The organism is Myxococcota bacterium (assembly GCA_039030075.1).
Taxonomy (GTDB): Bacteria; Myxococcota_A; UBA9160; order UBA9160; family SMWR01; genus JAHEJV01.
Genome location: JBCCEW010000005.1, coordinates 97063 through 122967 on the forward strand (window position 1 = coordinate 97063; position 25905 = coordinate 122967).

The following is a 25905-nucleotide window of genomic DNA, read 5'->3' on the forward strand; positions in this document are numbered from 1 at the left end:
TCCGGGCCGTTTCCGAGCCCTCGGGGAAGTGTCCCGAAACGGGGCTGGGGTGTCACAGCCGGCTCGAACGTTGACGCAGGGGCGCCGCCGCCCCAGGGTGTCGGCCCGGAGGACGCCATGGCGAGCATTTCGAGACGGGAATTGCTGGTGGGGGGAGCGTCGCTGGCGCTCACGACGGCCTGTCGCGCCCCGGCAGCCCTGGCGTCGGGGCGGGGCGCAGCGCTCTCCTTCGAGGAGTACGTCGCCCAGGACGCGGTCGGCCTGGCGGCTCTCGTGGCCCGCAAGGAGGTCACCCCGGCCGAGCTGCTCGAGGTGGCGATCGCCCGCACCGAGGCGGTGGACCCGAAGCTCAACGCCGTGGTGATCCGCCACTTCGACGCAGCCCGCGCGGTCGCAAACATGGATCTACCAGCGGGACCGCTGTCGGGCGTGCCCTGGCTCCTGAAGGATCTGCATCTCTACGTGCGCGGCACGGTCACCAGCAACGGGTCGGTGGCCTGGAAGGACCGGGTCGCCGACTACGACAGCACGCTGGTCGAGCGCTATCGCGCGGCGGGTCTCGTGATCTTCGGGAAGACGGCGAGCCCCGAGTTCGGAGCGACGGCGGTCACCGAGTCGACGCTCTGGGGCGCGACCCGCAACCCGTGGAATCTCGCGCATACGCCGGGGGGTTCGTCGGGCGGGTCGGCGGCAGCGGTCGCGGCCGGGATCGTTCCGGCGGCGAATGCCAGCGATGGCGGTGGCTCGATCCGCATCCCCGCGTCGTGCTGCGGCCTCTTTGGTTTGAAGCCGACCCGGGGTCGGGTGCCGCGCGGACCGCACAGCTACTCGGCCCATTCCTTCTCTTGCATCCACGCGGTCACCCGCAGCGTGCGCGACAGCGCGGTGCTGCTCGATGCGTCGCGCGGGTCCGCGCCCTATGACTACACGGCGGCTCCGCCGGTCGCGCGGCCCTTCGCCGAAGAAGTGGGCCGCGACCCGGGCCCGCTGCGCGTCGGCTGGGTGAAGACACCGGTGACACGGCTGCCCGTCCATGTCGACTGCGAAGCCGCGGCCGCCCAGGTGGCGAAGCAGTGTGCCTCGTGGGGCCACACGGTCGAAGAGGTCGCGCTCCCCGTCGAGCCGCGCAAGTACTACACCGCGGTCGGGATCAACAACGCGGTGCACACGGCGCGTCGCATCCGTGCGCGCGGCGAGGAACGCGGCCGTCCGGTCGGCCCCGACGAGATCGAACCGGGCAACTGGTCGAAGCTGGCCCAGGCCGACGGGTTGAGCGCCGATGATCTCGCGAGCGCCGAGGCGACCTTCCGCAAGACGGCGGCCGACATGGCGACCCTGATGCAGCGCTACGACGTGCTGCTGTCGCCGACGATGGCGGCGCCGCCGGTGAAGATCGGCGTGATGAGCCTCTCGAACCCGGATCAAGAGGAATTCATCACGGCCGCCACCGCCGCCTCGGCGTTCACCATGCTCTACAACGTGAGTGGCCAACCGGCGATGTCGCTGCCCCTGCACTGGAACGCCGCCGGCCTCCCGATCGGCGTGATGTTCGCGGCCGCGTTCGGCCGTGAGGATCTGCTCTTCCGCCTGGCGAGCCAGATCGAGGGCGAGCTTCCCTGGTTCGGCAAGCGCCCGCCGCTCGCCGGCTGACCGCGCACCGGTTCATGCGAGAATCGGGGCCATGACCGCGCATGCGCCTGCTGCTGCCCGCTGGTTCGTGGGCCCGGCGACCGATCTCCTGCTGGGCTGCGGACTCGCCTATGCCGGGTTGCTCTTGGTGTTCCTCGCGTTCGGCGACGTCTTCCTTGCCGCGACCCCGGCGTTTCTCGCGCCGCTCTTGATCCTCCTGTTCAGCTTTCCCCACTACGGCGCCACGCTGCTGCGCGTCTACGCCGAGCGACAGCAGCGGCGGCGGTACGCATTCTTTGCGTTGTGGGCGACCCTGGCGATCGTCGGCTGGTTCGTCGGCAGTCTGTACGTGCCGCTGCTGGGCTCGCTGCTGTTGACGCTCTACGTGAGTTGGAGCCCCTGGCACTACACCGGTCAGAATTTCGGCATCGCCGTCGCGTTCCTGCGACGCCGCGGCGTGGCCCTCGACGGCAGCGTGCGCCGCGCGCTCCACCTGTCGTTCGTGTGTTCGTTCCTGCTCTTCTTCGGCGCCATGCACGAGACGGCGAGTTGGGCGGTGAGCCGTCGGCTGCCGTTGGAGGGCGAGGGTCTCCGCTTCCTGGCCCTCGGCATCTCGCCGTGGTTCACGACGCTCGCCGCCATCGGCTACGCGGTCTCGACGCTGTGGGCCGGGATCGGGCTCGCGCGTCGGGCCCCGTTGGGGGAGCTCTTGCCGGCCGCGCTCCTGGTGCTCAGCCAGGCGCTCTGGTTCGCCGTGCCCGCGGCCGTGCGCCACTGGGGGGGCCAACCGGGGGGGCCCTTCGACCCGGCTCAGGGCGTCCTCTTCTTCTACTGGATCGCCGTGGCGCACTCGGTGCAGTACCTCTGGATCACGCGCTTCTATGCGAAGGGGAGCGCCGCCGACGCCCAGCCGGTCCCCTACTTCGGGCGCACCTTCCTCGCGGGCACCGCGCTCTGGACACTGCCCTTCGTGGTCTTCTCCCCCGGTCTCTCGGGCGGCGTGAGCCTCGAGGCGGGGTTGGCGTTGCTCGTCGCCTCGGCGATCAACGTGCACCACTTCGTCCTCGACGGCGCAATCTGGAAGCTCCGCGACGGACCCGTCGCACGGATCCTGATCCGCGACGGCGGGCCCGACGCCGATGCTGCGTCCGCGCCGGGTCCGTCGCGCGCTGGCTGGGCGTCCGCCGTCTGGGGGACCGCGGCGCTCGGATCCCTGTTGGCCGTCGGCGTCTACGCGATCGAACAGCACGTGCTCCCGGCGGCGGTGGCGCGCAGCGACGCGCCGGCCGCTTCGCGTTGGCTCGGCACGCTCGCGTGGCTCGGACGCGAACCGGCGAGCGGTCGCGCGACCGCGGCGCAGCTCTACCTCCGCGCCGGAGACCAGCGGTCGGCGATCCTCGAGCTCGAACGCAGCGTGACGGCCCAGCCTGCCACGCTGCGCTTCGGTGCGCTGGTCGAGCTCCTGCTCTCGGAGGGGCGCGACGAAGAAGCTGCGGAGTGGGCGCAGCGGATGGTCGACTTCGCGCCCGAGGATCGCGCCGCGTTGGAGCTGGCCGCGCGCGCGTTCGCGCAGGCGGGTCGCGCCGAGGACGCCCGCACCATGCAGGCCCGTGCCCGAGCCCTGGCCGCCGCCCCGGCTGGCGCGCGCGCGCCGGAGGGCCGCGCCCTCGTCTACTGAGTGGGAGCCGCGTCGCAATGCGCGGCGAGATGCGGGAAGCTTCGGCCATGGCCCGTTTCCGCAAGCCTCTGCTCTATCTCTTGTCGGCGAACCTCTGCTTCGTCGGCTTCCTCCACTTGCTCTCGCCCGACTTCTTCGTGTCGATCATTCCCGCGAAGTTGCCGAACCCCGAGTGGCTCAACGTGCTGGCCGGTCTCGCCGAGATCGTGATCGGCGTGTACCTGCTCGAGCCACGCACGCGCGTCTTTGCGGCCTGGGGTGCGATCGCGCTCGCCATCGCCGTCTTCCCCGCCAACGTGAACATGGCCCTCGAGAACATCGGCCCCGACGGGCCGGGCACGGGCACGCCCTTCGCGAACTGGGTGCGCCTGCCCTTCCAGGCGGTGTTCATCCTCTGGGCCTGGTGGTTCACCCAGCCCGACCCGGAGTAGGCCACTCGGGCTTCGGCCGTCGAACGGTCTACGCGCCGATCGCCAGCTGCCGACTGATCGCGACGAGGGTGCCGTCGGCGGTCCAGAGCTCGCCGTCCTCTTCGAGGTAGCCCGATGCGCCGTGGCGCGTGACGAAGCGGGCGAGGATCCAGTCGCCGGGTTGCCAGGGCACGCGCTCGAGGTCGGCGCGCAGGTGGACCGTGAGGTCGAGGGTCGGCACGCCGAGCGCTGGCATCGCGACCATGAAGATCGGCGGGGGCAGTGCGTCCGCCATCGCCGCGAGCATCGGTCCGTCGAGCGAGCGGTGGGCCGGCGGACGAATCCACCAGGACATGTCCGCTTCTTCGCCGCGACCGAAGGGCACGCCGGTGATCGAACGGATGTCCCATTGTCGGTGGATCGGAAAGCTCGAGTCGCTGCCGCGGATGTGGGTCATCGTGGGGCAGTCTTCCGGCGGCTTCGCCTCGGGCATGGGCCAGGCGTCGTGGTGCACCCCTTCCCGTGGCAAAGCCCAGGTCCCCGTCGCGGTGGCGATCGTCTGCTCGCCCTGGAGCAGATCGACGCGCAGGAACGCGACCGATCGGCCGGTGCGCAGCGTCGTCGCCGCGAGGGTGGCGGGCGCGGCCTCGGGTCGGCTCAGGTAGTGAACGGTGAGCCCGCGGAGTTGCCGGCTGGGATCGGCCAGGTGGACGTCGCCCGCGTGGGCCAGCAGCGCCGCCAGGTAGCCGCCGTTCGGACCGGCGACGAGCCAGTAGTTGCGACTGATCTCGCAGCCGAAGCGGCCGGGCTCCAGCGGAGAGAGCCGGATGTCGTCATCGAGCGCCATGATCGGGGCTCAGGTGTAGCTCGGATCGAGCTGGATCCCGGTGTCGGCGGTCCAGGCGGCGAGTGCCTGGTTCGTGGCAGCCTCGTCGTAGCTGTCCACCAGCCGCGCGATCACGCCGTCCCGGTACTCGACGCGGGAGCGACCCTCGAGCACGAAATCGGGTAGCCCCGGCTTGTGGTAGATGATCGACCAATCGACCTCGAGGGAGTCGTCTTCGATCTCGGGGTCGCTCGGCCTGACGTCGCGACTCTCGAAGACGCGGTCGAAGCCGTCGAGCGACTTCTTCATTCCCGCGAAGATCGCGTCGGGCCCCGTCAGCTCGGCGCCGAAGCGGTCGGACTCGACGAGGTAGACGGAATCCTCGGCGAAGTAGGGGGTCAATCGCGCCCAGTCGTCGTCGACGAGGGTCTTCTCGAAATCGGCGGCGTAGGGGAGAAAGCGCTCGAGGGGGGTCATGAGGGCTCCAGTGGGGCGCGCTTCGCGAGCATACCGCGCTCCCCGGCGCACACCGGCGCGCCGCTAAGTCCCCGGTTTCGGAGCCGTTAATGGCGCTACGGGAGTCTGCTGGTGCGGCGGCTCCCCCAAAGCGGAGGTTCTTCATGCGGCGCATCCTCGTTTGTCTCGTCTTGCTGCTGCCCGGTGGGGCGCTGGCCGACATCACCCAGCAGATCGACTTCACCTTCAACGTGTCGGCGAGCGCTCCCCAGACCCCGATCAGCGGATCGATCCAGGTCCTGGCGGACGAGACCAACAACAACCTGCCGACGGCGATCCTGTCGATCGATCTGACGATCGATGGGAACGTCTACGCGGTGGGCGACGTGGGCATCTCGGCCTCTGGCTCGACGGCGACGATCGGGGGGCTGTTGAACGGGCCCGAGATCGTGGCGAGTGGGGGACACGACTTCGGGATCACCTACAACGCGTCGACGGGGGCGCCCTCGTTCTTCCCCTTCACATTCGCGACGCCGACTTCGGGACCCTGGCAGAGCATTCCGCCCGTGCCCGAGTTCACGATCACGACGATCTCGAGCCCCGCACCCGTCCCGAGTCTGCGCCCGTGGGCGATCAACGTGTTGGCGGCACTCGCCGTCTTCCTGCTCGGACGCAGCCTGCTGCAGACGTTCCGCGACGACGACGCCGCGTCCGAGGAGCCGAGAACCGAGCGCTAGGCCTCGATGTCGGCGATCTCCGAGAACCAGTCGTACTCGCTCGCGCGAGTCCAGCCCGGCATCTTCGAGCCCTTCTTCATGCGCTCGAGCATTTTCTCGGTGAGCTGACCGTTCTGGGCCATCGCGCCGAACACGGCGCCGGCGCAGGCGTGGTCGAAGAAGTCGCGCTGCCAGGCCCACTTGAAGTCGCCCCCGTAGCGGAACCAGGATCCGCCGGTGCCGCGGATCTCGTAGTTCACCCCGTCGGGGTCCTTGACGGGGGCGACCTGGCGCCAGATGCCGATGAACTCGGCCTTCTGATCATCGATCAGGGTGCGGACGTAGGGGTAGGTCCAGTGCTCGAGGCCGGCCATCTCGGTGCCGAAGGCCCATTCCTTGATCTGCTGCTTGCCGCGCGCGACGAAGTCCCAGTTGGGACCGGTGGTCCAGGTATAGACGGCGTCGTCGGTGAAGAACTCGGCCATCGGCGACCAGTCACCGGTGCGACCGGCCTCGTTGTTGGCGGCGACCCAGCGGTCGACCATCTCTTGCAGCTCTTCGCGGGGAAACGCGGGCATCGTCAAGACTCCTCGAGGGTGAGTGCCCGGGTCGGGCAGTGTTGGACGGCGGTTTCGACCCGGGCGCGCTCGTCGGCGTCCGGGGTTTCCTGCAGCAGGACGACCTTGCGCTCGGCGTCGTCGACGCGAAACACGCCCGGTGCCTCGGCCATGCAGACGCCGTGGCCCTGGCAGAGGTCGAGGTCGACCGAGACGCGGCAACCGCCTGCCGGGACGTCGGAACGCGACGCGGCTCTCGCGGCCGCAGCCGTCTGTGTCGCCTTGCGGCGCCGGTAGCGCACGCGACAGGGCTGCTCGAGCTGCACGACCATCTTCGAGTGGTCGTTGCGGTAGGACGCGGGCGGCTGGGCCAGCTCGAACTCGTAGGCGCGTAGCAGGTCGCTGAAGATCGCCTTCAGCTGCATCATCGCAAAGGCCGAACCGACGCAGCGGTGGCGGCCGGCGCCGAAGGGGATGTAGGCGAAGAGCTGCTTGTCTTCCTCCCGGCCTTTCTCGTAGCGCCCCGGGTCGAAGCGGTCGGGATCGGGGAAGCACTCGGGCATCCGGTTCGATACCGCGGGCGACACACCGACGAGCTTTCCCGCAGGCACCGTCCAGCCCTTGTAGTGGAAATCGTGGACCACCTTCCGCATCAGGATGATCAGCGGCGGGTGGAGTCGCAGCGCTTCCTGGATGGCGTTCTCGAGCTGGGGGATCTCGCGCAGGGCCTGGTAGCTGATCTCGCGGCCGTCGGCGTAGAGCTCGTCGAGCTCTTCCACGACCGGCTTCAGGGTGTGCGGGTTGCGCAGGAGCTCGATCAGCGTCCAGGCCGCCGTGCCCGAGGTGGTGTGGTGACCGGCGAACATCAGCGAGATGAACATCCCGGTGATCTGATCGACCGTGTAGCGGGGCTGGCCATCCTTGTCCTTCAGGCCGAGCAACACGTCGAAGAGCTCGGGCTTCGTGTCGGGGTCGTTGCGACGTCGCTCGAACACACCGGTCAAGAGCTCGACCAGGCGACGCCGCGCGCGATCGCGCTGCCAGAAGACCGGCAGCGGAAGGTGGGGGTTCACGTAGGCGAGGGCGTCGGTGCCCTTCTCGAGTTCGTAGAAGGTGGCGTAGTACTCGTCGGTGAGTTCTTCGCGGAACTCGGGCCCGATCAGACACGCGCTCGAGGTGTACATGGTGAGCTCGGAGAAGAAGTCGAGCAGATCGACCTCCCCCGCATCTCCGAGCCGCTCCAGCATGCGCTGGGTCTCGCGCGAGATGGTGTCGGCGTGGCCCTTCATGTACTCGGCGCGCAGGGACTGGTTGCGGAGCGCTTGCTTGCGCTGCTCCGGAGTCGCGTCGAAGACGACGCCCTCTCCGAATACCGGTGTCATGAATGGGTAGGCGGCGGCCTGGTCGAGCTGCTCGTCGGGCGCGCGGAAGAAGGCCTCCTGGGCCTCTTCGCCCATCAGCATCACCACCCGGTTGCCCGCGAAGTCGATCTCGCCGATCTCCCCGAGCTCGTCGCGCACGCGCTGGAAGAGCTCGATCGGACGCTTGCGCAGCTCGAGCAGGTGCCCGAGCAGCGGCCAGTGGCGCGACAGGGGGGGCGGCGCGGCACCGCCTGCAGCGTCGGTGGGCGGCGGGGAAGCGGCGGCAGAGGCCATGGCAGGTCCTCGCGGCGCGGAGAACCCGCGCGACACGGGAAGCCTATGCCATTTACCATTTCCAGTCAATGTAAATGGTGATAGACTCTGCGGCGTTCGGAGGGCCCGGGTCGGGCCCGGGAGGCCGTCATCGCCGCTACCAAGCCCGCCATGCGCGTGACGGCTCCGCCGCGCCGGCGACGCAGTCACGCCGAACGCACGGCGGAGACGCGGGGCCGCGTGCTCGCTGCCGTCGTCGCCTGCATCGCCGAACTCGGCTTCCAGCGCACCACCGGCGGCGAGATCGCGCGCCGCGCGGGCGTGAGCTGGGGAGCGATCCAGCATCACTTCGGCGACAAGAACGGGGTGCTCGCTGCGGCGCTCGAAGCGTCGTTCGCGCGCTTCGCCGAGGCCCTCGGTGAACCGGATGCGACGGGCAGCGTTTCCGAGCGGGTCGACACCTTCGTCGACCGCGCCTGGCACCACTTCCGCAGCGATCACTACCGCACCACCTTCGAGATCCTGCTGAACCTGCCGCCCGAGCTGGACGCGCGCTGGGCGGTCGGCACACTGCGCACCTGGAGCCGGATCTGGCAGGACTTCTTCCCCGAGAGTCGGCTCTCGAAACGCGAGACGACCGACCTGATGCACTACGCGACGTCGGTGCTCTCGGGCCTCGCCACGGCGAACGTGCTCGAGGGCCGCAGCCCGCAGGTCGCCGCCCGCAGTCTCGCCTTCTTGAAGGACACGTTGGTCCGCGAGCTGCAGCAGCGTTGAACGCCGCGGGCGGATCGACCCGGCCGGCGCTACTGGGCCCAGCCGCCGCTGAATGGCCGACGAAGAAGTCGCTCTCGTCCGAAGCGAGGAAGAGCGCAAAGAGGGCGTCTTCTCGCGGAGTCGCGAGTCGCCCCAACGGCACGTGGCGGTCGAGGAGTTCGCGGAAGGTGTCGGTCGCGACGAACTCGGGCGGAAAGTAGGCCGGGTTCTCGACCCAGTTCTGGGCGATCAGATTGATCTGCACGTTGTGTCGCGCGGCCTCGGTGCCCGCGTTGCGGACGTAGCCGACCTGAGCCGAGCGCGCCGCGGCATAGGCCGACACGCCTTCGAGCGCCTTCAGCCCCGTCGCGCTTCCGAACACGACGATCTTCCCCGCGCGTCGCTCGATCATCTGCGGCAGCACCGCGCGGGTCAGCCGATGCAGCGGATGCACCATGGTCTCGAACATGTCGAGCCAGATCGTGTCGTCGAGGTCCGTCACCCCGACGCCCAGATGCGCGGGCGCGGCCAGGTTCGCGACGAGCACGTCGACCCGACCGGCCTCGGCGACGAGCTCCGCGGGAGCGTCGGCGGGTCGGGGATCGCGCGCATCGGCGATCACCTCGGCGCCGTGCTCGCGAAACAGGGGGACGGTGGCCGGTCCCATGTAGCTCTCGGCGCAAGTCACCAGCACCCGCTTCCCTGCCAGGCGTCGATCGGTCATCGCGCGGTCCAGTCGTTCCTCACACGGCGTCCGCGGCCGGCCAGCTGGTGGAGAAGCGGGCGCCCTGGCCCGGCTCGGACTCGACCCGCACCTCGCCGCCGTGTCCGGTGACGATCCCGTGGACGATCGCGAGGCCCAGGCCGGTGCCGGTGCGCTTGCGCGAGTAGAACGGATCGAAGATGCGGTCGCGGGTTTCGGCGTCCATGCCGGCGCCATCGTCGACGATCTCGATCTCGATCTGGCGTCCGCGATCGATGGTGTGTGCGGCGATCGTCACCCGACCCTCGCCCGCCGTGGCATCGCGCGCATTGAGGAGGAGGTTCGAGAACACCCGCTCCAACTGCGTTGGGTCCGCATAGACCCGAAGCCCAGGCTCGGTGACGTCCACCCGGACGGCGAGCGAGCGCGGCAGCTGGGGTCGCATCGTCTGGATCAAGTCGTCGAGGAAACCGCGCACCGAGACCTCGCTGCGGGCCCGGGGAGCGGCCTGGGCGAAGTCGAGGAGGTCCTGGGTGAGGTTGCTGCAGTACTCCGCTGCGTGCTCGAGGTCTGCGAGCATCGCCTGGCGGGAGTCCGTCGGCTCGAAGGACTCGCGCAACACCGATGCGTTCCCCAGCACTGCCGTCAGCTTGTTGTTGAAGTCGTGGGCGACGCCGCCGGCCAGGCGACCGAGGGTTTCGAGTCGTCGCGAGCGGCCGAGCTGCTCCTGCAAGCGGCGCTCCTCGGTGACATCGGCGAGGAGCCACAGCGAACCCATCGGTTCGCCGTCGCGCCCGTGGACCGGGCGCACGTCGGAGACGACGAGGCGTCCGTCTTCGAGCTGTAGCTCCCGCGGTTCGAGGGCGAGGGGCGATTTCTTTGCCGGGAGGGCCGCGAAGATGGCGCGGCTGGGATCGTGCAGGAGCTGCGCGAGGCGCCGATGCAGGGGCTCGAGGCTTCCGCCGAGGAACGCGGTCGGATCATCGAGGCCGAGGAGCTTCGCAAACACCGGGTTCACGGTTTGCACCCGTCCGCGCGAGTCGCAGAGCACCAGACCGAAGGGGGTGGAGCCGATCAACGCCTCGAGCGAGGCGCGCGAGCGTTCGGACGCCTGTTCGAGGCGGATCAACAGGCAGCCCGCCTGGATGCCGCCGAGCAGGATGCCGCCGAGGAGCCACGCGAACAGGCCATGGGTCGGTGGGGCGCCGATGACCTTGCCGTAGGCGTAGGCGGCGGAAACGAGGGGGATCGAAAGCGTGCCCCAGGCGATGGCGCGATCGCACTTCGGCGAGTTACCGAGTCGCGCGCCGCGCCAGACGAGCCCGGCGGCGAAGCCGAGGGCGAGCGCGATCACGGCCGTGCCGAGCACCTGGGTGGCGCCCTCGGTGAGGAAGGGCTGCAACACGATCCGCAGCAGGGCCACGCTGATCGCTGTCCCCCAGAGCCACTCGGGGACCGGGACGCCGCGATAGCGCGCGGCGCCTGCGATGGTCAGGGCACAGTAGGCGGTGGCGAGAATCGGGTAGCCGGGACGCAGCCACGGCTGGACCTCGCTCAACGTGACGCACAGACCCGAGAGCCACAGGCACACCCACCCGAGTGCCCAGTCGCGGCCACCACTGTTGCGACCGACCCGATCCATCACGATCGCCAGGATGCCCAGGAAGACCAGGCCGCCGACCAGGATCGCGGAAGCGCCGAGCACGGGTTGCATCCGCGCCCATCATATTCCGGCGACACCGCCGGAGGAAGCCATTCCGAAGCCTGGGATCGAAGCCATTCCGGACGCCGGGATCGAAGGCATTCCGACACACGCCGGGAAGAAGAGGGATCGCCGGCGCAGCAACGGCGTATGATGCAGCGTTCCCCGGTCGGCGCGTGGGTCCGATCGAGCGCTGGAGGAGCGGGCAACATGGCAGGCGAGATCATTCGCATCACCGATCTGGCGCAGCCCGAACTGGGCGACGTCCAACGCGCGGCCCTGAACTACGCCGACGGCCTCGATCTCGATCTCAGCGTCTCGGCCGTGCTCACCAAGGCCCGCGAAGCGACCGGACTGGACGACTTCGGGCCCGACGATTTCGAGGAGCGCCTCGCCCTCTGGCTCTCGGAACCCGACGAAGACCCGGACCGCACGAACCTGGGCCGCCTCTCCCTCTTCAACGATTGCGTCCGCTACGCGACGAACCGCCTGCGCATCCACGCACTCTTGAAGGAACACCCGGAGATCCACGACATCGAGATCAAGGCGCCCATCATCGTGGTGGGGCTGCCGCGCTCCGGGACGACGCACCTCGTGAACCTGATCGCCGCCGATCCGCGACTGCGCTCGATGCCGTTGTGGGAAGGCCAGGCACCGGTCGCCGAGGAGAACCCCACCCGCGACGCCGCCGATCCGCGCTTCCAACGCTGCCAGAAAGCCTGGGAGCAGATGCAGATGATGTCACCGCTCACGGCGGCGATGCATCCGATGAACCCCGACCACGTACACGAAGAACTCGAGCTCATGCTGCCCGACTTCTCGAGCTACAACCAGGAGTGGGTGGGGCGCGTGCCGAAGTGGGTCGAGTACTACCGCAGCCACGATCAGCGGCCCCACTACGAGTACATGAAGACAGGGCTGAAGATCCTGCAGTGGTACGCGCCGCGGGAGCGTTGGGTGCTGAAGTGTCCCCAGCACCTGGAACAACTCGGCCCCCTGGCCGACTGTTTCCCCGACGCGACCTTCGCCGTCACCCACCGCGACCCGGTCGCGGTGATCCAGTCGGCCGCGACGATCACCTGCTACGGCGCGCGCATGAGCTACAAGACGACGCCGCCCGAGTGGTACCTCGAGTACTGGAGCCAGCGGATCGAGCAGCTGCTCGCCGCCTCGGTGCGCGATCGCGACCGACTCCCCGCCGATCGCACCATCGACGTCCTCTTCCACGAGTTCATGGCCGACGACTTCGCGATGGTCGAGCGCATCTACGACCTGGCGGGCCTGCCCATGAACGCGGAAGTGCGTCGGCAGATCCAGGACCACCTCGCGTCCCATCAGCGCGGCAAGCACGGACGCGTCGTGTACGACCTTCGCGAGGACTTCGGGGCCGAGCCGAAGCAGGTGCGGGCCGCCTTCGACTTCTACCTGGAGCGCTTCCCGGTCAACCTCGAGGTCGACTGAGCGCCGCGGGGCGCCCCGCAACGGCTCGGAAGCCGCCCAGCCGAGCGCCTGTTCGCGCTAGGATGCTCGGGCTCGACGGAGGCTTCCCATGACCATGCAACGCACCCCCCTGCTGATGCACCGCCTGCTCGACCGCGGTGCGCGCGTTTCCCCGGACGTCGAGGTGGTCACGAAGACCACCGACGGCACCCACCGCCAGTCCCTTGCGCAGACCCACGCACGGGCCAGCCAGCTCGCGAACGCCCTCGCCGCCGCGGGCGTCGCGGTCGGCGACCGGGTGGCCAGCTTCTGCTGGAACAACCACTACCACCTCGAGATGTACCAGGGCGTACCGTCGATGGGCGCGGTGCTGCACACGCTCAACATCCGACTCTCGCCGGGTGAGCTCGAGTACATCATCAACCACGCCGAAGATCGCATCATCCTGGTCGACCAGGACCTGCTGCCGCTCCTCGAGCCCCTCGTCGGGAAGATCCCGACGGTCGAGAAGGTCGTGGTGTGCGCCGAGCCGGGCGCGGAGAAGTGGGACACGGCTCTGCCCGGCGCCGTCGACTACGACGAGTGGATCTCTTCCCAGTCCACCGAGTACGAGTGGCCCCAGATCGACGAGAACGCGCCGATGGGTCTCTGCTACACGAGCGGCACGACGGGTCACCCGAAAGGGGTGATGTACACGCACCGCTCGACCTACCTGCACACGATGGCCGTCTGCATGACCGACTCGATGTCGCTCTCGGCCACCGACTCGATGCAGGCGATCGTGCCGATGTTCCACGCGATGAGCTGGGGGCTTCCCTTCGCAGGGCTGATGCTCGGAACGAAGACGGTCCTGCCCCACAAGTTCATGACGCCCGATGCGCTACTCGATCTGATGGCCGAGGAGAAGGTCACGATCTCGGCGGGCGTCCCGACGATCTGGCAGGGCGCGATGGCGGCGATTCAGGCCGAGCCGAAGCGCTGGGACCTCTCGACCGTCACGCGACTCACCTGTGGTGGCTCGGCTCCGCCGCCGGCCCTGATCCAGTGGTTCTTCCAGCAGCTCGGCTGCGAGATGATCCAGGGCTGGGGCATGACCGAGACGAACCCGCTCGCGACGGTCTCGCGCCGCATTGCGAAGCGCGCGCACCTGACGATGCTCGACGAAGAGCGCATCGCCAACCAATGCAAGGCGGGCCTCGTGATCCCCGGCCTCGAAGTCGAGATCTTCGACGAAGAATGGAACCCGCTGCCCCACGACGGCAAGAGCGTGGGCGAGGTGTGCATTCGCGGCCCGTGGATCTGCAGCGAGTACTACAACAACCCGCAGCCCGACAAGTTCCACGAAGACTGGCTCGTCACCGGCGACGTCGGGATGATCGATCCCGAGGAGTACCTGATCCTCACGGACCGCTCGAAGGACCTGATCAAGAGCGGGGGAGAGTGGATCAGCTCGATCGATCTCGAGAACCACATCTGCGCGCTGCCGTCGGTGGCCCAGGCAGCGGTGGTGGCGGCGCCCCACCCGAAGTGGGACGAGCGCCCGATCGCCATCGTGGTGGCGGCGGCGGGCCAGGAGCCGACGCCCGACGAGATCCTCGCCCACTGCACCGAGCGTTTCGCGAAGTGGCAGCTGCCCGACGAGGTGCTCTTCCGCGAGAGCATTCCGCTCACGTCGACCGGCAAGATCGACAAGAAGAACATCCGGGCCGATCTGGACCAGGAGGGGTATCAACTCCCCGACCTGCGCTAGCGGGCGCGGAGCGTTCCCGAGTCCGGTGGCAGGCTAGAGGTCCGCGAGCCAGTCGGCGAAGTCGAGCCGATCGATGGCGGCGAGGCTGCGGCGCAGGATGGTGCGCACGGTTTCGGTGCGCTCGGTGAGCGAACCGAGGCCGAGGGTCGTCACGGCGACGAGCAGGGTCTGCAGACTTGCGGCGCGATACTGCGCGCGAGCGCGCTCGTCCGAGAGCGCGACGCCATGTCGTGCGAGCGCGGCGCGGTAGCGATCGAGCAGCTCGGTTTCGCATTCGGCCAGCACGTCGGGCTCCAACGAGTTGGTGAGGCAGTACTGGATGTCGCGCGTGCCCGGGCACCAGTGGGTTCCCTGGAAATCCAACAAGCCGACGCGCCGTCCGTCTGCGCCCGCGTACTCGAAGCAGTTCGCAAGGTGACTGTCGCCGTGGACCAGGGTGAGGGGCTCGCGGTACCAGGCCTCGAGCACGGCGTTCCACTTGCGCACGGCTTCCCGCAAGAGGGCGACGTGGTCGTCGCGCAGGAGGTCGGGGGCGGCGCGTCGGGCGGGTTCGATCGCGACGGAGGCGAGGGCTCGGCTGCGCCGGCGGGCACCCGGCGCGAAGTAGGGGTGCAGGGATTCCGGAAAGCGCGCTTCGCGGGCGTCGCGCGGCCAGTCCCAGCAGGCCGCGTGGAGTTCGGCGAAGGTGTCGATGCAGCGCGCGGCCTGTTCCGGCGTGGTCCCGTTGGCCATGTCGCGGTTGTCGAAGAGCACGACGTCGGGCTCGGCGCTGAGGTCTTCGAGGAGGAGGACGAAGCGGCTGCCCTGCTGGGTGGCGGCGTAGACGCGCGGCACGCGCACGGGGACGTGGTTCGCGACGTCGCGACAGAAGGTCACCTCGACGCTCCAGAAGCCGACGGCGTTCGCGAACAGGCGCGTGGCGCGTTCGCGACAGGGGAGCTTCGCGTAGAGGGTGGCCGGCGCGTGGACCGGGTCGTCCGCAGGCGTCGCGTACTCGAGGGCGAGCAGGAAGTTCTGACAGTTGCTGCTCTCGAAGCTGCGACCAGCGAGCCGGACCGCGCGGAGCGGGGCCAGCGCGGGCGCTCCCGTCGGCGCCGCCTCGCGCAGCAGTCGCTCCGCCAGCGGAACCAGCGCCTCGGGCGTCCGTGGCAGTCCGGGGCGCGCCAGGTCGCGGAGCCGGTCTCCGAGCAGCTGCCCGCCGGCCCGGGCCACCGGTCCGAGCCAGGCCGCCGCGTCCCGCCAGGCGCTTCCCTGTCCGGCTGCCATTCCGTACGCGACCTCCCCGGACCCGCGGCGCTCTCCTTCTCCGGGCGCCTCGCCCGAAAACTCGCCCGCCGAGTCGGTCCGGGTCAAACTTATCATTTGATTAGATCGCGTGATAAGTGAATACTGCGCCCCATGGCAAGAGCCTCGGCCCGCGAACGTCTGCTCGACTGCGCCGAGGCGCTCTTCGCGGACCACGGCCTGTCGGGGGTTTCGCTGCGGGCGATCAACGCCGAGGCGGGGCTCTCGCCGGCGGCGCTCCACTACCACTTCGGGAGCCAGCGCTCCCTGGTGGAAGCCCTGCTCGAGCGCCGCATGCCGTCCCTGATGGGGCGGCGCCAGCAGCTGCTCGACAGTCTGGAAGCGTCGGCCGAGGCGCCGAGCACGCGCGCCGTGCTCGAGGCATTGATGCAACCCCTCGCCGAGCTGCTTGCCGAAGGCGGGGCCGACGGCGCGCGCTACCTGCGCCTCATTCACCGCTTGCGCGCCGACGGCGATCTCGACCCGGCCTTCGTCGTGGCGCGCTGGCCCGGCGGCGTCGATCGCCTCGTCCCGCTCCTGGCACGCGCCAACCCGGCGTTGCCCAGGCCCCTCGTCGAGCTGCGGTTGGCCTGGGCGATCGACCTCTTGTTGCGCAGCCTCGCCCACGGCCCCGCTCCCGACGGCGGCCTCGAAGCCCATGCGAATGCCCTGCTCGATTTTCTCACCGGCGCTTTCGAGGCTCCGGTCACGTCCCCCCACGCCTGAGGAGGCCCGGATGTCCGAACTCGAATCCCACCCGATCTCCGGCGCGCTTGGTGCCGAGCTGCGCGGACTCGATCTGTCCCGACCGTTGGCGCCCGAACAGTCCAGCGCCGTGCTCGATGCCCTCTACACCCACAAGGTGGTCTTCTTTCGCGGTCAAGACCTGACGCCCGAACAGCACGTCGCGTTCAGTGCGGGGCTCGCGCCCGTGTTCACCGACCACCCCGCCTACCTGCCCACCCTCGACGGCCACCGCGAGATCGTGGTGCTCGAAGGGCAAGAGGGCGGTAGGGCGAATCTGTGGCACAGCGATGTGTCGATCTCGCCGAAGCCGCCGATGGGTTCGGTGCTCTACATGAAGCAGTGCCCCGAGAGTGGCGGCGACACCATGTGGGCCGACATGACCGCCGCCTACGAGGCGCTCTCGGATCGCATGAAGGCCTATCTCGACGGGCTCGAGGCGGTCCACGATCTCGCGGGCACCGTTCGCAACGTGGTGCGCGAGCGGTCCCAGGCGACGAAGTCGCCGACCGGCGCGATGCCCGACATGAGCGGCCTGCCCCGGGCGATCCACCCGGTCGTGCGGACCCATCCCGCGACGGGAAGGAAGATCCTCTACGTGAATCCCACCTTCACGGCGCATCTCGAAGGGCTGCCGCCGGCCGAGGCCGACGCGCTGCTGGCGTTCCTCTTCCAGCACCAGAACCAGCCCGAATTCCAGTGTCGCTGGCGGTGGCAGACGGGGGACGTCGCCATCTGGGACAACCGCGCCACCCACCACTACGCGATCGCCGACTACGGAGACGCCCCGCGCACGATCCACCGCACCACCCTCGAAGGGGAGGCCCCGTTCTGATGCGCCGCCTATCCCTGCGTTCCGTCGCGACCACCGGTCTTGCGCTGCTGGCGCTCGCCGCCACCGCCGCCGCAGCCGAGAAGCCGAACGTCGTGATCTTCCTCGCCGACGACCTCGGCTGGTCGGACGTCGGCTTTCACGGCGAAGAGGTGATCGAGACCCCATCGCTCGACAGGTTGGCCGCCGAAGGCGTGCAGCTCGATCGCTTCTACACCACGCCCATCTGCTCGCCCACGCGTGCGGCGCTGATGACCGGCCGCGACCCGATGCGACTGGGCGTGACCTACGGCGTGATCATGCCCTGGCACACCGTCGGCATTCACCCCGATGAGGTGATGCTGCCCGAAGCGTTCCGACGCTCGGGGTACCAGACGGCCATGGTCGGCAAATGGCACCTGGGCCACGCGCAGGAGACCTATCACCCGAACCAGCGCGGCTTCGAGCATTTCTACGGTCACCTCCACACCGAGGTCGGCTACTTCCCGCCCTTCGCCAACCAGGGGGGCCGCGACTTCCAACGCAACGGCGTGACGATCGATGACGAGGGCTACGAGACCTACCTGCTGGGCAAGGAAGGCGCGCGCTGGATTCGAGACCGCGACAAGGAGAAGCCGTTCCTGCTCTACATGCCCTTCATCGCTCCCCACACGCCACTCGAAGCGCCCGACGACCTGCTCGAGAAGTACGCGGACATGGAAGACGATCGCAAGCCGGCGCGCAGCGCCCAGACCGACGACTCGCGGCGCATCAACCGGCTGATGCTGCGGGACAGCGCGCGCCCGGTGTACGCCGCCGTGGTCGACGCGATGGATCAGGCGGTCGGCATGGTGCTGAAGGCACTCGATGAGGAGGGCGTCGCCGAGAACACGATCGTGCTCTTCTTCAGCGACAACGGCGGGGCCGCCTACGCGACCGGCGGGGCCGACAACGTGCCGCTACGCGGCGGCAAGGGAGACACCTTCGAGGGCGGAATCCGCGTGGTGTCCGTACTGCGCTACCCGGCGAAGCTGAAGGCCGGCACCGTGAACGAGAGCATCATGTCGGCGATGGACGTCTTTCCGACCTTCGCCGAAGCCGCCGGCGTGCCCGTGGAGACGAAGTACGAACAGAACGGGCGCAGTCTCTGGCAGGAGCTCGAGCAGGGCTCGCGCAAGGCCCGTGAGGAGTACCTCTTCTTCGCGTCCGAGACGCCGATCCGCGGCCATTTCAACATCACCGCCTTCAACGACGAATGGAAGCTCGTCCAGGTGATCGACCAGGGGCTACTCGGTGCGGACGTCCAGACGCATCTGTTTCGCATCGCCGAGGACCCCTACGAGCACAACAACGTGGCGAGCGCCCACCCCGATGTCGTGGCCGAGATGTCCGAAGCGATTCACGAGTGGCGCAACCTCTACCCCGTGTCGGGCACCCGGCACAGTCTGGTTCCGCCGCCGGGTTGGCGCGCGCCGAAGGATTGGTCGACCTACCCCGTTCCCGTCGAGGATCTCCAGGAAGAGCCGGCGCCCGGGATGGCCCCCACCTACGCGCTCCCGGTGCTCGACTATCAGCACGGGGAGGCGGGGCGCTTGATCTATGACTGCGAGCCGTATGCGATCCTCGGCGGCGGTCTCTGCAAGTAGGAGGCGTACGCGCCATGGAACACTTCGAAGGAAAGGTCGCCGTGATCACGGGCGGCGCGCGCGGCATCGGTCTGGGGATTGCGCGGGCCTTCGCGGCGGAGGGGATGCGGGTCCTGCTCGGGGATATCGACGCAGCAACCGTCGAAGCCGCGGCCGACGAGTTGCGCCAGGGCGGTGCCCAGGCCCACGGTGTGGCGGTCGACGTGCGCGATGCCGAATCGGTCGAGGCCCTGGTCGCTGCAAGCCAGGAGCACTTCGGCGGCGCCGACGTCGTCGTGAACAACGCCGGGGTCTACCTCGGCGGGCCGATGAGCGGGCTCACCTTCGACGATTGGCGCTTCGTGCTCGACGTGAACCTCGACGGGATGTTCCGGGTGGGTCAGCGCTTCGCGCAGCTCCTACGCGAGCAGGGACGCGGCGGCCACGTCGTGAACACGGCCTCCATCGGCGGCTTCCTTTCCCACGGTGAGGGCGTGGCGTACGCGGTGAGCAAGTACGGCGTCGTCGCCTACTCCGAAGCGCTCCGGGGGGAACTCGAGCCCCACGGCATCGGGGTGTCCACCCTGTGTCCGGGTCCGATCGACACGGAGCTACCGGCCTCCGACCGGCTGCGCAGCGCCTCCGACCAGAGTGGCGCGGTGTCGGAAGCCCTCGCCCCGTTCATCCGCGATGGCATGAAGCCCGACGACGTCGGTCCGATCGTCGTCCGCGGAATCCGCAAGAACCTCGCCTACATCTTCACCCACGACGACATGCGCGAGCTCTTCGCAACGCGCTTCCAGAACGTATTGAACGCGATGGACGAAATTTCTGGCTGAAGCGCTCGCGAGCTGGCATCGCTAGCGACGAGCAAGGCACAGAACCGAGCAAGCCGCTCCCACGCGGGCGCGGTCTCGGGCTTCCCCGTGCCACCGCCAGCGCTCGCTCGGCGCGCAGCGTCCGCAACGCGGACGCGGAGACTAAAGAACGATCTCCGCGACGGCGCGAAGCGTTTCTACGTTGGTGGGCTGCACCAGGATCGACGTGACCGGCGTTTCCTTCCAGGCGTCGAGACGATCGCGAATCCGCTCGATCGGGCCGGTGAGCGTGATCTCGTCGGCGAACTCGTTCGGGACGGCCTGGGCGGCTTCGTTGCGCTTGCCCGCCATGAACAGCTCCTGGATCTGGTCGGCTTCGGCCTCGAAGCCCATCCGCGCCATCAGCTCTTTGTGGAAGTTGCGCTTCTTCGCGCCCATCCCGCCGATGTAGAAGCCCAGCATGAACTTCGTCGCCATCAAGCCGGCCTCGACGTCGTCGGTGATGTTGACGCTGGTGCCCACCGCGATCTCGAAGCCTGGCTTCAGGCTTCCGAGCGACTCGCTGTACACCTCGGGTCGGAAGGGGGAGTAGTAGAGGGGAAGCCAGCCGTCGGCGACTTCAGCCGCGAGCGCGACGTTCTTCGGACCCTCCGCGCCAAGGTAGATCGGGACGTCGGCGCGCAGCGGGTGGGTGATCGGGCGCAGGGGCTTCCCGAGCCCCCAGCTTCCCTCGCCCTTGTAGGGGAGCGGGTAGTGGGGTCCGGCGCTCTCGACGGGTTTCTCGCGCTTCAAGACCTGGCGCACGATGTCGACGTACTCGCGGGTCCGCGACAGCGGCTTCGAGAAGGGCTGGCCGTACCAGCCTTCGACGACCTGGGGCCCGCTCACGCCCAGGCCGAGGAGCAGCCGGCCCTTCGAGAGATGGTCGAGGGTGAGGGCGTGCATCGCCGTCGACGTGGGGGTGCGCGCCGAGATCTGGACGATCGCCGTGCCCAGCTTGATGCGCTCGGTGTGGGCGCCGATCCAGGCGAGCGGGGTGAAGGCGTCCGAGCCCCAGGCCTCGGCGGTCCAGACCGAGTCGTAGCCGCAGCGTTCGGCCTCCTGGGCGAGTTCGACGAAGTTGGGATTGGGCTGGGCCTGCCAGTATCCGAGCTGCACTCCGAGCTTCACGGCGATTCTCCTTGGGGGCGCGCGGGGACCGCGCGGCGAGGCCTATGGGCTAGCACAACGTCCCGGCGTCAGTCGGGGCGGGTCGCCACGACCCGCAGGGGGAGCGATTCGAGCCGCCGGACGAAGACGCTCGGCGCGAAGACGGGAGCGCCCGCCAGCGCGATCGACGACGTGCGGCCCAGCAGCTCCTCGAGGAGCACCCGCGCTTCGAGCCGTGCGAGCGGCGCCCCGATACAGAAGTGGCCGCCCCGACCGAAGCCCAGGTGCCGCTTCGGATGGCGGCGGTCGAGACGCAGCTGGTCTGCCGCCTCGAAGTGCTGCTCGTCGCGGTTCGCCGAGGCCCACAAGAGCATCAGCCGATCGCCCGGTTCCAGCCGCGCCCCGCCGAGCACGCAGCGGCGGCGAACCACCCGATAGTGGAAGCGAAAGGGGGATTCGAGACGCGCGACCTCCTCGACGAAGCGAGGGATCCCGCCCGGGTCGCGGCGCAGGCGTTCGACGAGCTCGGGACCCCGGGCGAGGACCCAGACCGCTGACGCCAACAGCGCGGCCGTCGATTCACCACCCGCACCGAACATGACGATCGCGATGCCGACGGCCGCTTCGCGGGGGAGGTCTCCGGCCGCCGCGGCGCGCGCGAGCGCCACCCGCATGGGTTCGTCGTCGTCTCCGGCAGGCGCGGGCGCGTCGAGCGCGGCACCCAGGTAGTCGGCCATCGCTGCGGACTCGCGTGCGAGCAACCCGAGGCGCTCGGGCTCGAGGCGGCCGGCCAGCATCTCGCCCCCCATCATGGCCCAGCGCCGGTGTCGCTCGACATCGCCATCGGGCAACCCGAGGATGCGCGCGACGGCGCGCGCCGGGATGCGTTCGGCGATCGGCACGAACTCCCCCCCACCCGCGGTGACGAACGGCCCCAGCGACTCGGAGGCCCAGCGACGGAGATCGGCCTCCAGCCGCGCGACCCGGGCAGGCGTGAGGCGCGGCTGGGCGATGCGGCGGTGGAGCGCGTGTTCGGGCTCGTCCGCCGTGGCGATCACGTGGCTCGCGCCCGAGTCGGGCAGCGGAAACGTACTCGGGGCGCCGTTCGCGTCGGCAACGAGCACGCCGGTGAGATTCGCCGAGAAGTCGTCCTCGCGGCCGAGCGCCTCCTCCACCAGGTCCCAGCTCGCGACGAGGTGGACCCCGGTGTCCGCGATGCGCGCGATGGGGGCATCGCGCCGGAGGCGGGCAAACAGGGGGTAGGGGTCGTCGAGGGTCTCGGTGCGCAGGAGCTCGCGCGCATCCTCCGAGTAGAGGCGCGCGCGCGGGGTCTCGGCTCCGTCGGGGGGTTCGGGCACCGCCGAATCCGTCATGACACTTCAACCCTTCCGTCGGGTCCCGCGTCTGAACGAAGCGCGGGGTTTCGCCCGCCGGACCGCGTGCACGAGCCAGTGTACGCTAGCGGGCCGCCCCATCGGGCGCGCCACCGTCGGGGAGGTTCCGTGTCCACGCGAGGGTCCCGAGGGTTTCGAAGCCGCATCGACGCCGGGATCGCGGCGTGGTCGCTATGGGTCGTGCATCACCCGTGGCGCGTGATCTTCGTCTGCGCGCTCTTCTCGGCGTTCTGGATCGCCCAGCTGCCGGGATTGCGGGTCGACAACTCGAGCGAGGCTTTCCTCCACGAGGACGACACCGAACGCGCGCGCTACGACCGGTTCAAGGAGCAGTTCGATCGCGAGGATCGCGTCCTCGTACTGCTGGGCGCCGATGACGTCTTCGCACCGGATTTCGCGGCCTGGCTGCGCGAGGTTCACCGCGCCATCGAGGCCGAGGTGCCCTACGTCGAAGAGGTGCTGAGCCTCGTCAACGCCCGGAACACCCGCGGCGAGGGCGACGAGCTGATCGTCGAGGAGTTGATGGAGGACTGGCCGTCCTCGCCCGCCGACTTCGCCGAGCTGCGAGCGCGGGCGCTCGCGAACCCGTTCTATCAGGGGAACCTCGTGACGCCGGACAGCCGCTTCACGGTGATCTCGATCAAGCCCTTCACCTACTCGACCCAGCACGATTCCGACGACGTGCTGTCGGGCTTCGAGGGAGCCGACGCGGTCGGCGAGGGCGCGTCACCCGAGTACCTGACCGACGTCGAAGGGAACGCCCTCTGCGACGCGCTCTACGCGTTGCTCGACCGGAACGGCCGAGACGACGTCGAGGTGCACGTGATCGGCGGACCGATCTTCGACCACCGCATGAACGCGTTGCTCCAGAACGACGTGAGCGTGCTGATGTCGGTGTCGCTGGTGCTGGAAGCGCTGCTCCTCTTCTTCCTGTTCCGGCGCGTCTCCGGGATGCTCTTGCCCCTGCTCGTCGTCGTGCTCTCGATGCTCTCGACGATGGGCTTCATGGTATGGCTCGACATTCCGTTCTCGATCACGCTGAACGTCCTGCCGGCCTTCTTGCTCGTGGTGGGCGTCTGCGACGCCGTGCACATCCAATCGATCGCCTATCGGCGGCTCGATCAAGGCGATGCGAAGTCCGAGGCGATCGTGTTCGCCCTGCGCCATTCGGGTCTTGCGGTGGTGATGACGAGCCTGACGACCGCGGCCGGGCTCGCCTCGTTCGGACTCGCCGAGCTCGCGCCGATCGCCCAGCTCGGTGTGCTGGCCCCGGCCGGCGTGCTGCTGGCGATGTTCTACAGCCTGGCGCTCCTCCCGGCGTTGCTCTCGATCACGCCGCTCCGGGCGCGGACCGCGCGCGCCGGGAAGCACCAGCCCCGCCCGGCGGATCGCTTCCTCGCGGGCCTGGGTACGCTCTCGACGCGCCATCCGACGGCGGTGGTCGTGGCGACGGCGATCCTCCTCGCGCTCGCGTGGCCGGGGTTTCGCCAGGTGCAGTTCAGCCACGATGGCATCCGCTGGTTCCCCGAAGAGGATCCCGTGCGCGTCGCCGAGGAGACCTTCGACGCCCACTTCCAGGGAGCATCGTCGCTGGAGGTGGTGATCACCACGCCCGGGGAAAACGGACTCTACGATCCGGACGGCATGGCGCGGATCGACCGGGCGATGCGCTTCAGCGAGTCGCTCGACGTCGCCGGGCGCCCGGTCGGCAAGGTGCTCTCCCTCGTCGACATCGTGAAAGAGACGCACCAGGCGCTGAACGGCGGCGACCCCGGCTTCTATCGGCTGCCAACCGAGCGCGCGGTGATCGCCCAGGAGATGCTGCTCTTCGAGAACAGCGGCAGCGACGACCTCGAAGAGTGGACCGATACCCGCTTCCAGCAGGCGCGGGTGACGGTGCGCACGCCCTGGGTGGACGCGCTCGAGTACCCGAGCTTCCTCGAGGCGATGCACCGTGGCTGGACCGAGATTCTGGGCGACGACCTCGCGTACGAGTTCACCGGGGGCGCCGTGCTCTTCACCCGCGTCTTCGAGGGTGTGATCTACAGCATGAGCCGCTCGTACGTGTTCGCACTGGCCGTGATCACGCCGCTGATGGTGTTCCTGATCGGCAATCTACGACGCGGGCTGGTCGCGATGATCCCCAACCTGATCCCCGTGTACCTGGTGCTCGCGCTGATGGGCTACTGGGGGGTCCCGATCGACGCGGGCACCCTCCTGATCGGTGGGGTGATCATCGGTCTGGCCGTCGACGACACGATCCACTTCATGCACCGCTTCGGCCGCTACTACGACGAAACCGGCGACGCCAGCTACGCCGTCCACGAGACTCTGCTGACGACGGGGACCGCCCTGCTCTTCACCTCGATCGTGCTCGCGATGGGCTTCAGCGTGTTCTTGCTCTCGTACATGCAGAACACGATGTGGTTCGGCGGACTGTCGCTCTTCGGGACGGTCGCCGCCTTCGGGGCCGATATCCTGCTCGCGCCGGCGTTGATGGTGCTGGTGACCCGCGCAGAGGGGAAGGCGCCATTGGCGGCCTAGGTCAAGAAGAACGCAGGGCGTAGCGCACGCTCAGTCTGCTTCGCGCCGTACGCCGAGCTGTGTGATGAGCAGTGCGGCGCCGGTCATGGCGAGGCCCTTCAAGAAGAAGGAGAGCTGAATCGCGCGCATCCGCTCGGTATCGGCGTAGAGCATCTCGTAGCCATGCACGGTGAAGGTGACCGGCACCAGGAAGAGCACGATCAGCCAGCCGCCGAGGCGTGCGTGGCGATCGAAGAGGATCAGCACCGCGCCGGCCAGCTCGACCACTCCGGACACGAGCACCCAGAAGGTGCGGAACGGGATCTGCTCGTGCATCAGGGAGACATAGCCCTCGATGTCGGTGAAGTGGGTGACGCCCGAGAGAAAGAAGATCAGCGTGAAGAGCAGACGTCCCAGCCAGCCGATGGCGGGATGCTCGGGAAGCGGGAGCGAGGTGGGCAAGACGATTCCTTTCGCCGCCGACGCGAACAGCGGGCGTGACTCGGGGCGCGACCGAGGCGGTTCCGGGCGATCGAAGCCGGCGCCGCCCGTGCCCGGATGCGTACCGTACCCGGGGAGCGGCCGCTCGCGTCGGGCCGGTCGGGCGACACGATGCTTGCAATGTCGCGGCGAAGGCCGAACCCTGCCGAGATGAGCGCGCCCATCTCGACGCGAAGGGACCGCGCGAAGCAGCAGTTTCCCCAGGTGCTGCTCGCGGTGCTGGGGATCCTGCAGGCGCTCGCCCTCGAGCTCTTGTGGGAACGCGGGGTGCTGAGCCTCGACCGCTGGCGCGAGGTCGACGCCCTGGCGGCGGGCGTGCTCCAGGCCCTCGCCGTCTTCATGGGCGTGGTGGTGATCTGGGTGCTGTTCGCGACGGTCGTGCTGCGCTTCGAATGGCTGCCGCGCTTCCGGGACCTGATCTTCCCCTTCGTCCTCGGCGGCCTGCAGTTCATGCTCATCGAATCGATGGCGCCGGAGCACGCCGGGCGGTGGTTCCTGCTGCTCGCCGTGGTCTTCGGCGTCGCGTCGGTCGTGTCCTATCAGACCTTCACGGCGGCGATCGCCGAGGATCCGGTCGCGGATCCCGAGGTCGGCGTCGAGATCGAGAGCTTCGTGCCGAGCGTCGTGATGGTCGTCGCGCTCGGCCTTCTGGCCTGGCTCGTCTCGGCGACCGGCGCCGCGTCGGCGTGGACCCTCGGCGCGTTGGTCCTGGCGAACGCCGGGCTGGTCGTGCAGCTCTGGGTGCTGCGCGCCTACTGGCATCGGGACCTGGGGGACGGCTAGTGCGAAGCGGCAGCGG

Annotated in this window: 22 protein-coding genes and 2 pseudogenes; 13 read left to right on the top strand and 11 right to left on the bottom strand. The window is 69.0% G+C overall.

Annotated features, from left to right (window positions below):
• Nucleotides 1-117 precede the first annotated feature (117 nt).
• The 3 genes from AAF430_07105 to AAF430_07115 are packed head-to-tail and all read left to right on the top strand — an operon-like array spanning nt 118 to nt 3738.
• Nucleotides 118-1650 (top strand): amidase, encoded by a 1533-nt coding sequence (locus AAF430_07105; protein MEM7409983.1) that lies wholly within the window; start codon nt 118-120, stop codon nt 1648-1650.
• A 31-nt stretch (nt 1651-1681) separates the two neighbouring features.
• On the top strand, nt 1682-3307 hold the full coding sequence (locus AAF430_07110; protein MEM7409984.1) for a hypothetical protein: 1626 nt from the start codon (nt 1682-1684) through the stop codon (nt 3305-3307).
• Nucleotides 3308-3354: 47 nt separating this feature from the next.
• Nucleotides 3355-3738, top strand: coding sequence for a hypothetical protein (locus AAF430_07115; protein ID MEM7409985.1), 384 nt, complete (start codon nt 3355-3357; stop codon nt 3736-3738).
• A gap of 28 nt (nt 3739-3766) precedes the next feature.
• Here the strand turns inward: AAF430_07115 and AAF430_07120 are convergent, their stop codons facing one another.
• The gene (locus AAF430_07120) at nt 3767-4564 is read right to left on the bottom strand and encodes a thioesterase family protein (GenBank protein MEM7409986.1); all 798 of its coding nucleotides are present in this window, start codon (nt 4562-4564) and stop codon (nt 3767-3769) included.
• Between the two features lie 9 nt (nt 4565-4573).
• Complete coding sequence (locus AAF430_07125) at nt 4574-5020, bottom strand: hypothetical protein (GenBank protein ID MEM7409987.1); 447 nt, start codon at nt 5018-5020, stop codon at nt 4574-4576.
• Between the two features lie 143 nt (nt 5021-5163).
• Between AAF430_07125 and AAF430_07130 the strand changes: the two genes are divergently transcribed.
• A complete protein-coding gene (locus AAF430_07130) occupies nt 5164-5736 on the top strand; it encodes a hypothetical protein (protein ID MEM7409988.1) in 573 nt (190 codons plus the stop codon).
• Here AAF430_07130 and AAF430_07135 read toward each other — a convergent pair.
• From AAF430_07135 to AAF430_07145, 3 genes and pseudogenes are all read right to left on the bottom strand, one after another.
• On the bottom strand, nt 5733-6293 hold the full coding sequence (locus AAF430_07135) for a nuclear transport factor 2 family protein (protein MEM7409989.1): 561 nt from the start codon (nt 6291-6293) through the stop codon (nt 5733-5735). The genes AAF430_07130 and AAF430_07135 overlap by 4 nt on opposite strands.
• 2 nt (nt 6294-6295) lie before the next feature.
• Complete coding sequence (locus tag AAF430_07140; GenBank protein ID MEM7409990.1) at nt 6296-6574, bottom strand: ferredoxin; 279 nt, start codon at nt 6572-6574, stop codon at nt 6296-6298.
• Nucleotides 6557-7927, bottom strand: a pseudogene (locus tag AAF430_07145) (cytochrome P450). Before AAF430_07145 ends, AAF430_07140 begins: the two are co-directional and overlap by 18 nt.
• A gap of 150 nt (nt 7928-8077) precedes the next feature.
• Here AAF430_07145 and AAF430_07150 point away from each other — a divergent pair.
• Nucleotides 8078-8683, top strand: coding sequence for a TetR/AcrR family transcriptional regulator (locus AAF430_07150; GenBank protein MEM7409991.1), 606 nt, complete (start codon nt 8078-8080; stop codon nt 8681-8683).
• A gap of 109 nt (nt 8684-8792) precedes the next feature.
• Here the strand turns inward: AAF430_07150 and AAF430_07155 are convergent.
• Together AAF430_07155 and AAF430_07160 are read right to left on the bottom strand one after the other, a co-directional pair.
• A pseudogene (locus AAF430_07155) lies at nt 8793-9386 on the bottom strand (SDR family NAD(P)-dependent oxidoreductase).
• Between the two features lie 19 nt (nt 9387-9405).
• The gene (locus AAF430_07160) at nt 9406-11079 is read right to left on the bottom strand and encodes an ATP-binding protein (GenBank protein ID MEM7409992.1); all 1674 of its coding nucleotides are present in this window, start codon (nt 11077-11079) and stop codon (nt 9406-9408) included.
• 198 nt (nt 11080-11277) lie between these two features.
• On the opposite strand from AAF430_07160, the gene AAF430_07165 reads away from it, so the two are divergent.
• Together AAF430_07165 and AAF430_07170 are read left to right on the top strand one after the other, a co-directional pair.
• Entirely contained in the window at nt 11278-12528 is a 1251-nt protein-coding gene (locus tag AAF430_07165; protein MEM7409993.1) for a sulfotransferase, read from the top strand.
• Between the two features lie 88 nt (nt 12529-12616).
• Nucleotides 12617-14257, top strand: coding sequence for a long-chain fatty acid--CoA ligase (locus AAF430_07170; GenBank protein MEM7409994.1), 1641 nt, complete (start codon nt 12617-12619; stop codon nt 14255-14257).
• A gap of 33 nt (nt 14258-14290) precedes the next feature.
• On the opposite strand, the gene AAF430_07175 is transcribed toward AAF430_07170, so the two are convergent.
• Nucleotides 14291-15523, bottom strand: a complete 1233-nt coding sequence (locus AAF430_07175) for a hypothetical protein (protein MEM7409995.1) — start codon at nt 15521-15523, stop codon at nt 14291-14293.
• Nucleotides 15524-15655: 132 nt separating this feature from the next.
• Here AAF430_07175 and AAF430_07180 point away from each other — a divergent pair, with 132 nt between their 5' ends.
• The 4 genes from AAF430_07180 to AAF430_07195 are packed head-to-tail and all read left to right on the top strand — an operon-like array spanning nt 15656 to nt 19560.
• Nucleotides 15656-16267, top strand: coding sequence for a TetR/AcrR family transcriptional regulator (locus tag AAF430_07180; GenBank protein MEM7409996.1), 612 nt, complete (start codon nt 15656-15658; stop codon nt 16265-16267).
• Between the two features lie 10 nt (nt 16268-16277).
• Nucleotides 16278-17120, top strand: a complete 843-nt coding sequence (locus AAF430_07185) for a TauD/TfdA family dioxygenase (GenBank protein MEM7409997.1) — start codon at nt 16278-16280, stop codon at nt 17118-17120.
• Nucleotides 17120-18742: a sulfatase-like hydrolase/transferase gene (locus AAF430_07190; protein ID MEM7409998.1), complete on the top strand. Its 1623-nt coding sequence runs from the start codon at nt 17120-17122 to the stop codon at nt 18740-18742. The genes AAF430_07185 and AAF430_07190 overlap by 1 nt, the downstream gene beginning before the upstream one ends.
• A gap of 14 nt (nt 18743-18756) precedes the next feature.
• Nucleotides 18757-19560, top strand: a complete 804-nt coding sequence (locus AAF430_07195; protein MEM7409999.1) for an SDR family oxidoreductase — start codon at nt 18757-18759, stop codon at nt 19558-19560.
• Between the two features lie 141 nt (nt 19561-19701).
• On the opposite strand, the gene AAF430_07200 is transcribed toward AAF430_07195, so the two are convergent.
• Entirely contained in the window at nt 19702-20709 is a 1008-nt protein-coding gene (locus AAF430_07200) for an LLM class F420-dependent oxidoreductase (protein ID MEM7410000.1), read from the bottom strand.
• 68 nt (nt 20710-20777) lie between these two features.
• On the bottom strand, nt 20778-22046 hold the full coding sequence (locus AAF430_07205; GenBank protein ID MEM7410001.1) for a cytochrome P450: 1269 nt from the start codon (nt 22044-22046) through the stop codon (nt 20778-20780).
• Nucleotides 22047-22190: 144 nt separating this feature from the next.
• Between AAF430_07205 and AAF430_07210 the strand changes: the two genes are divergently transcribed.
• Nucleotides 22191-24626 carry an MMPL family transporter gene (locus tag AAF430_07210; protein ID MEM7410002.1) on the top strand — a complete coding sequence of 812 codons (2436 nt, stop codon included), beginning with the start codon at nt 22191-22193 and terminating at the stop codon, nt 24624-24626.
• Between the two features lie 30 nt (nt 24627-24656).
• Here the strand turns inward: AAF430_07210 and AAF430_07215 are convergent, their stop codons facing one another.
• On the bottom strand, nt 24657-25067 hold the full coding sequence (locus AAF430_07215; GenBank protein MEM7410003.1) for a DoxX family membrane protein: 411 nt from the start codon (nt 25065-25067) through the stop codon (nt 24657-24659).
• Between the two features lie 189 nt (nt 25068-25256).
• Between AAF430_07215 and AAF430_07220 the strand changes: the two genes are divergently transcribed.
• Nucleotides 25257-25889, top strand: coding sequence for a hypothetical protein (locus AAF430_07220; protein MEM7410004.1), 633 nt, complete (start codon nt 25257-25259; stop codon nt 25887-25889).
• The last annotated feature ends 16 nt before the right edge of the window (nt 25890-25905 follow it).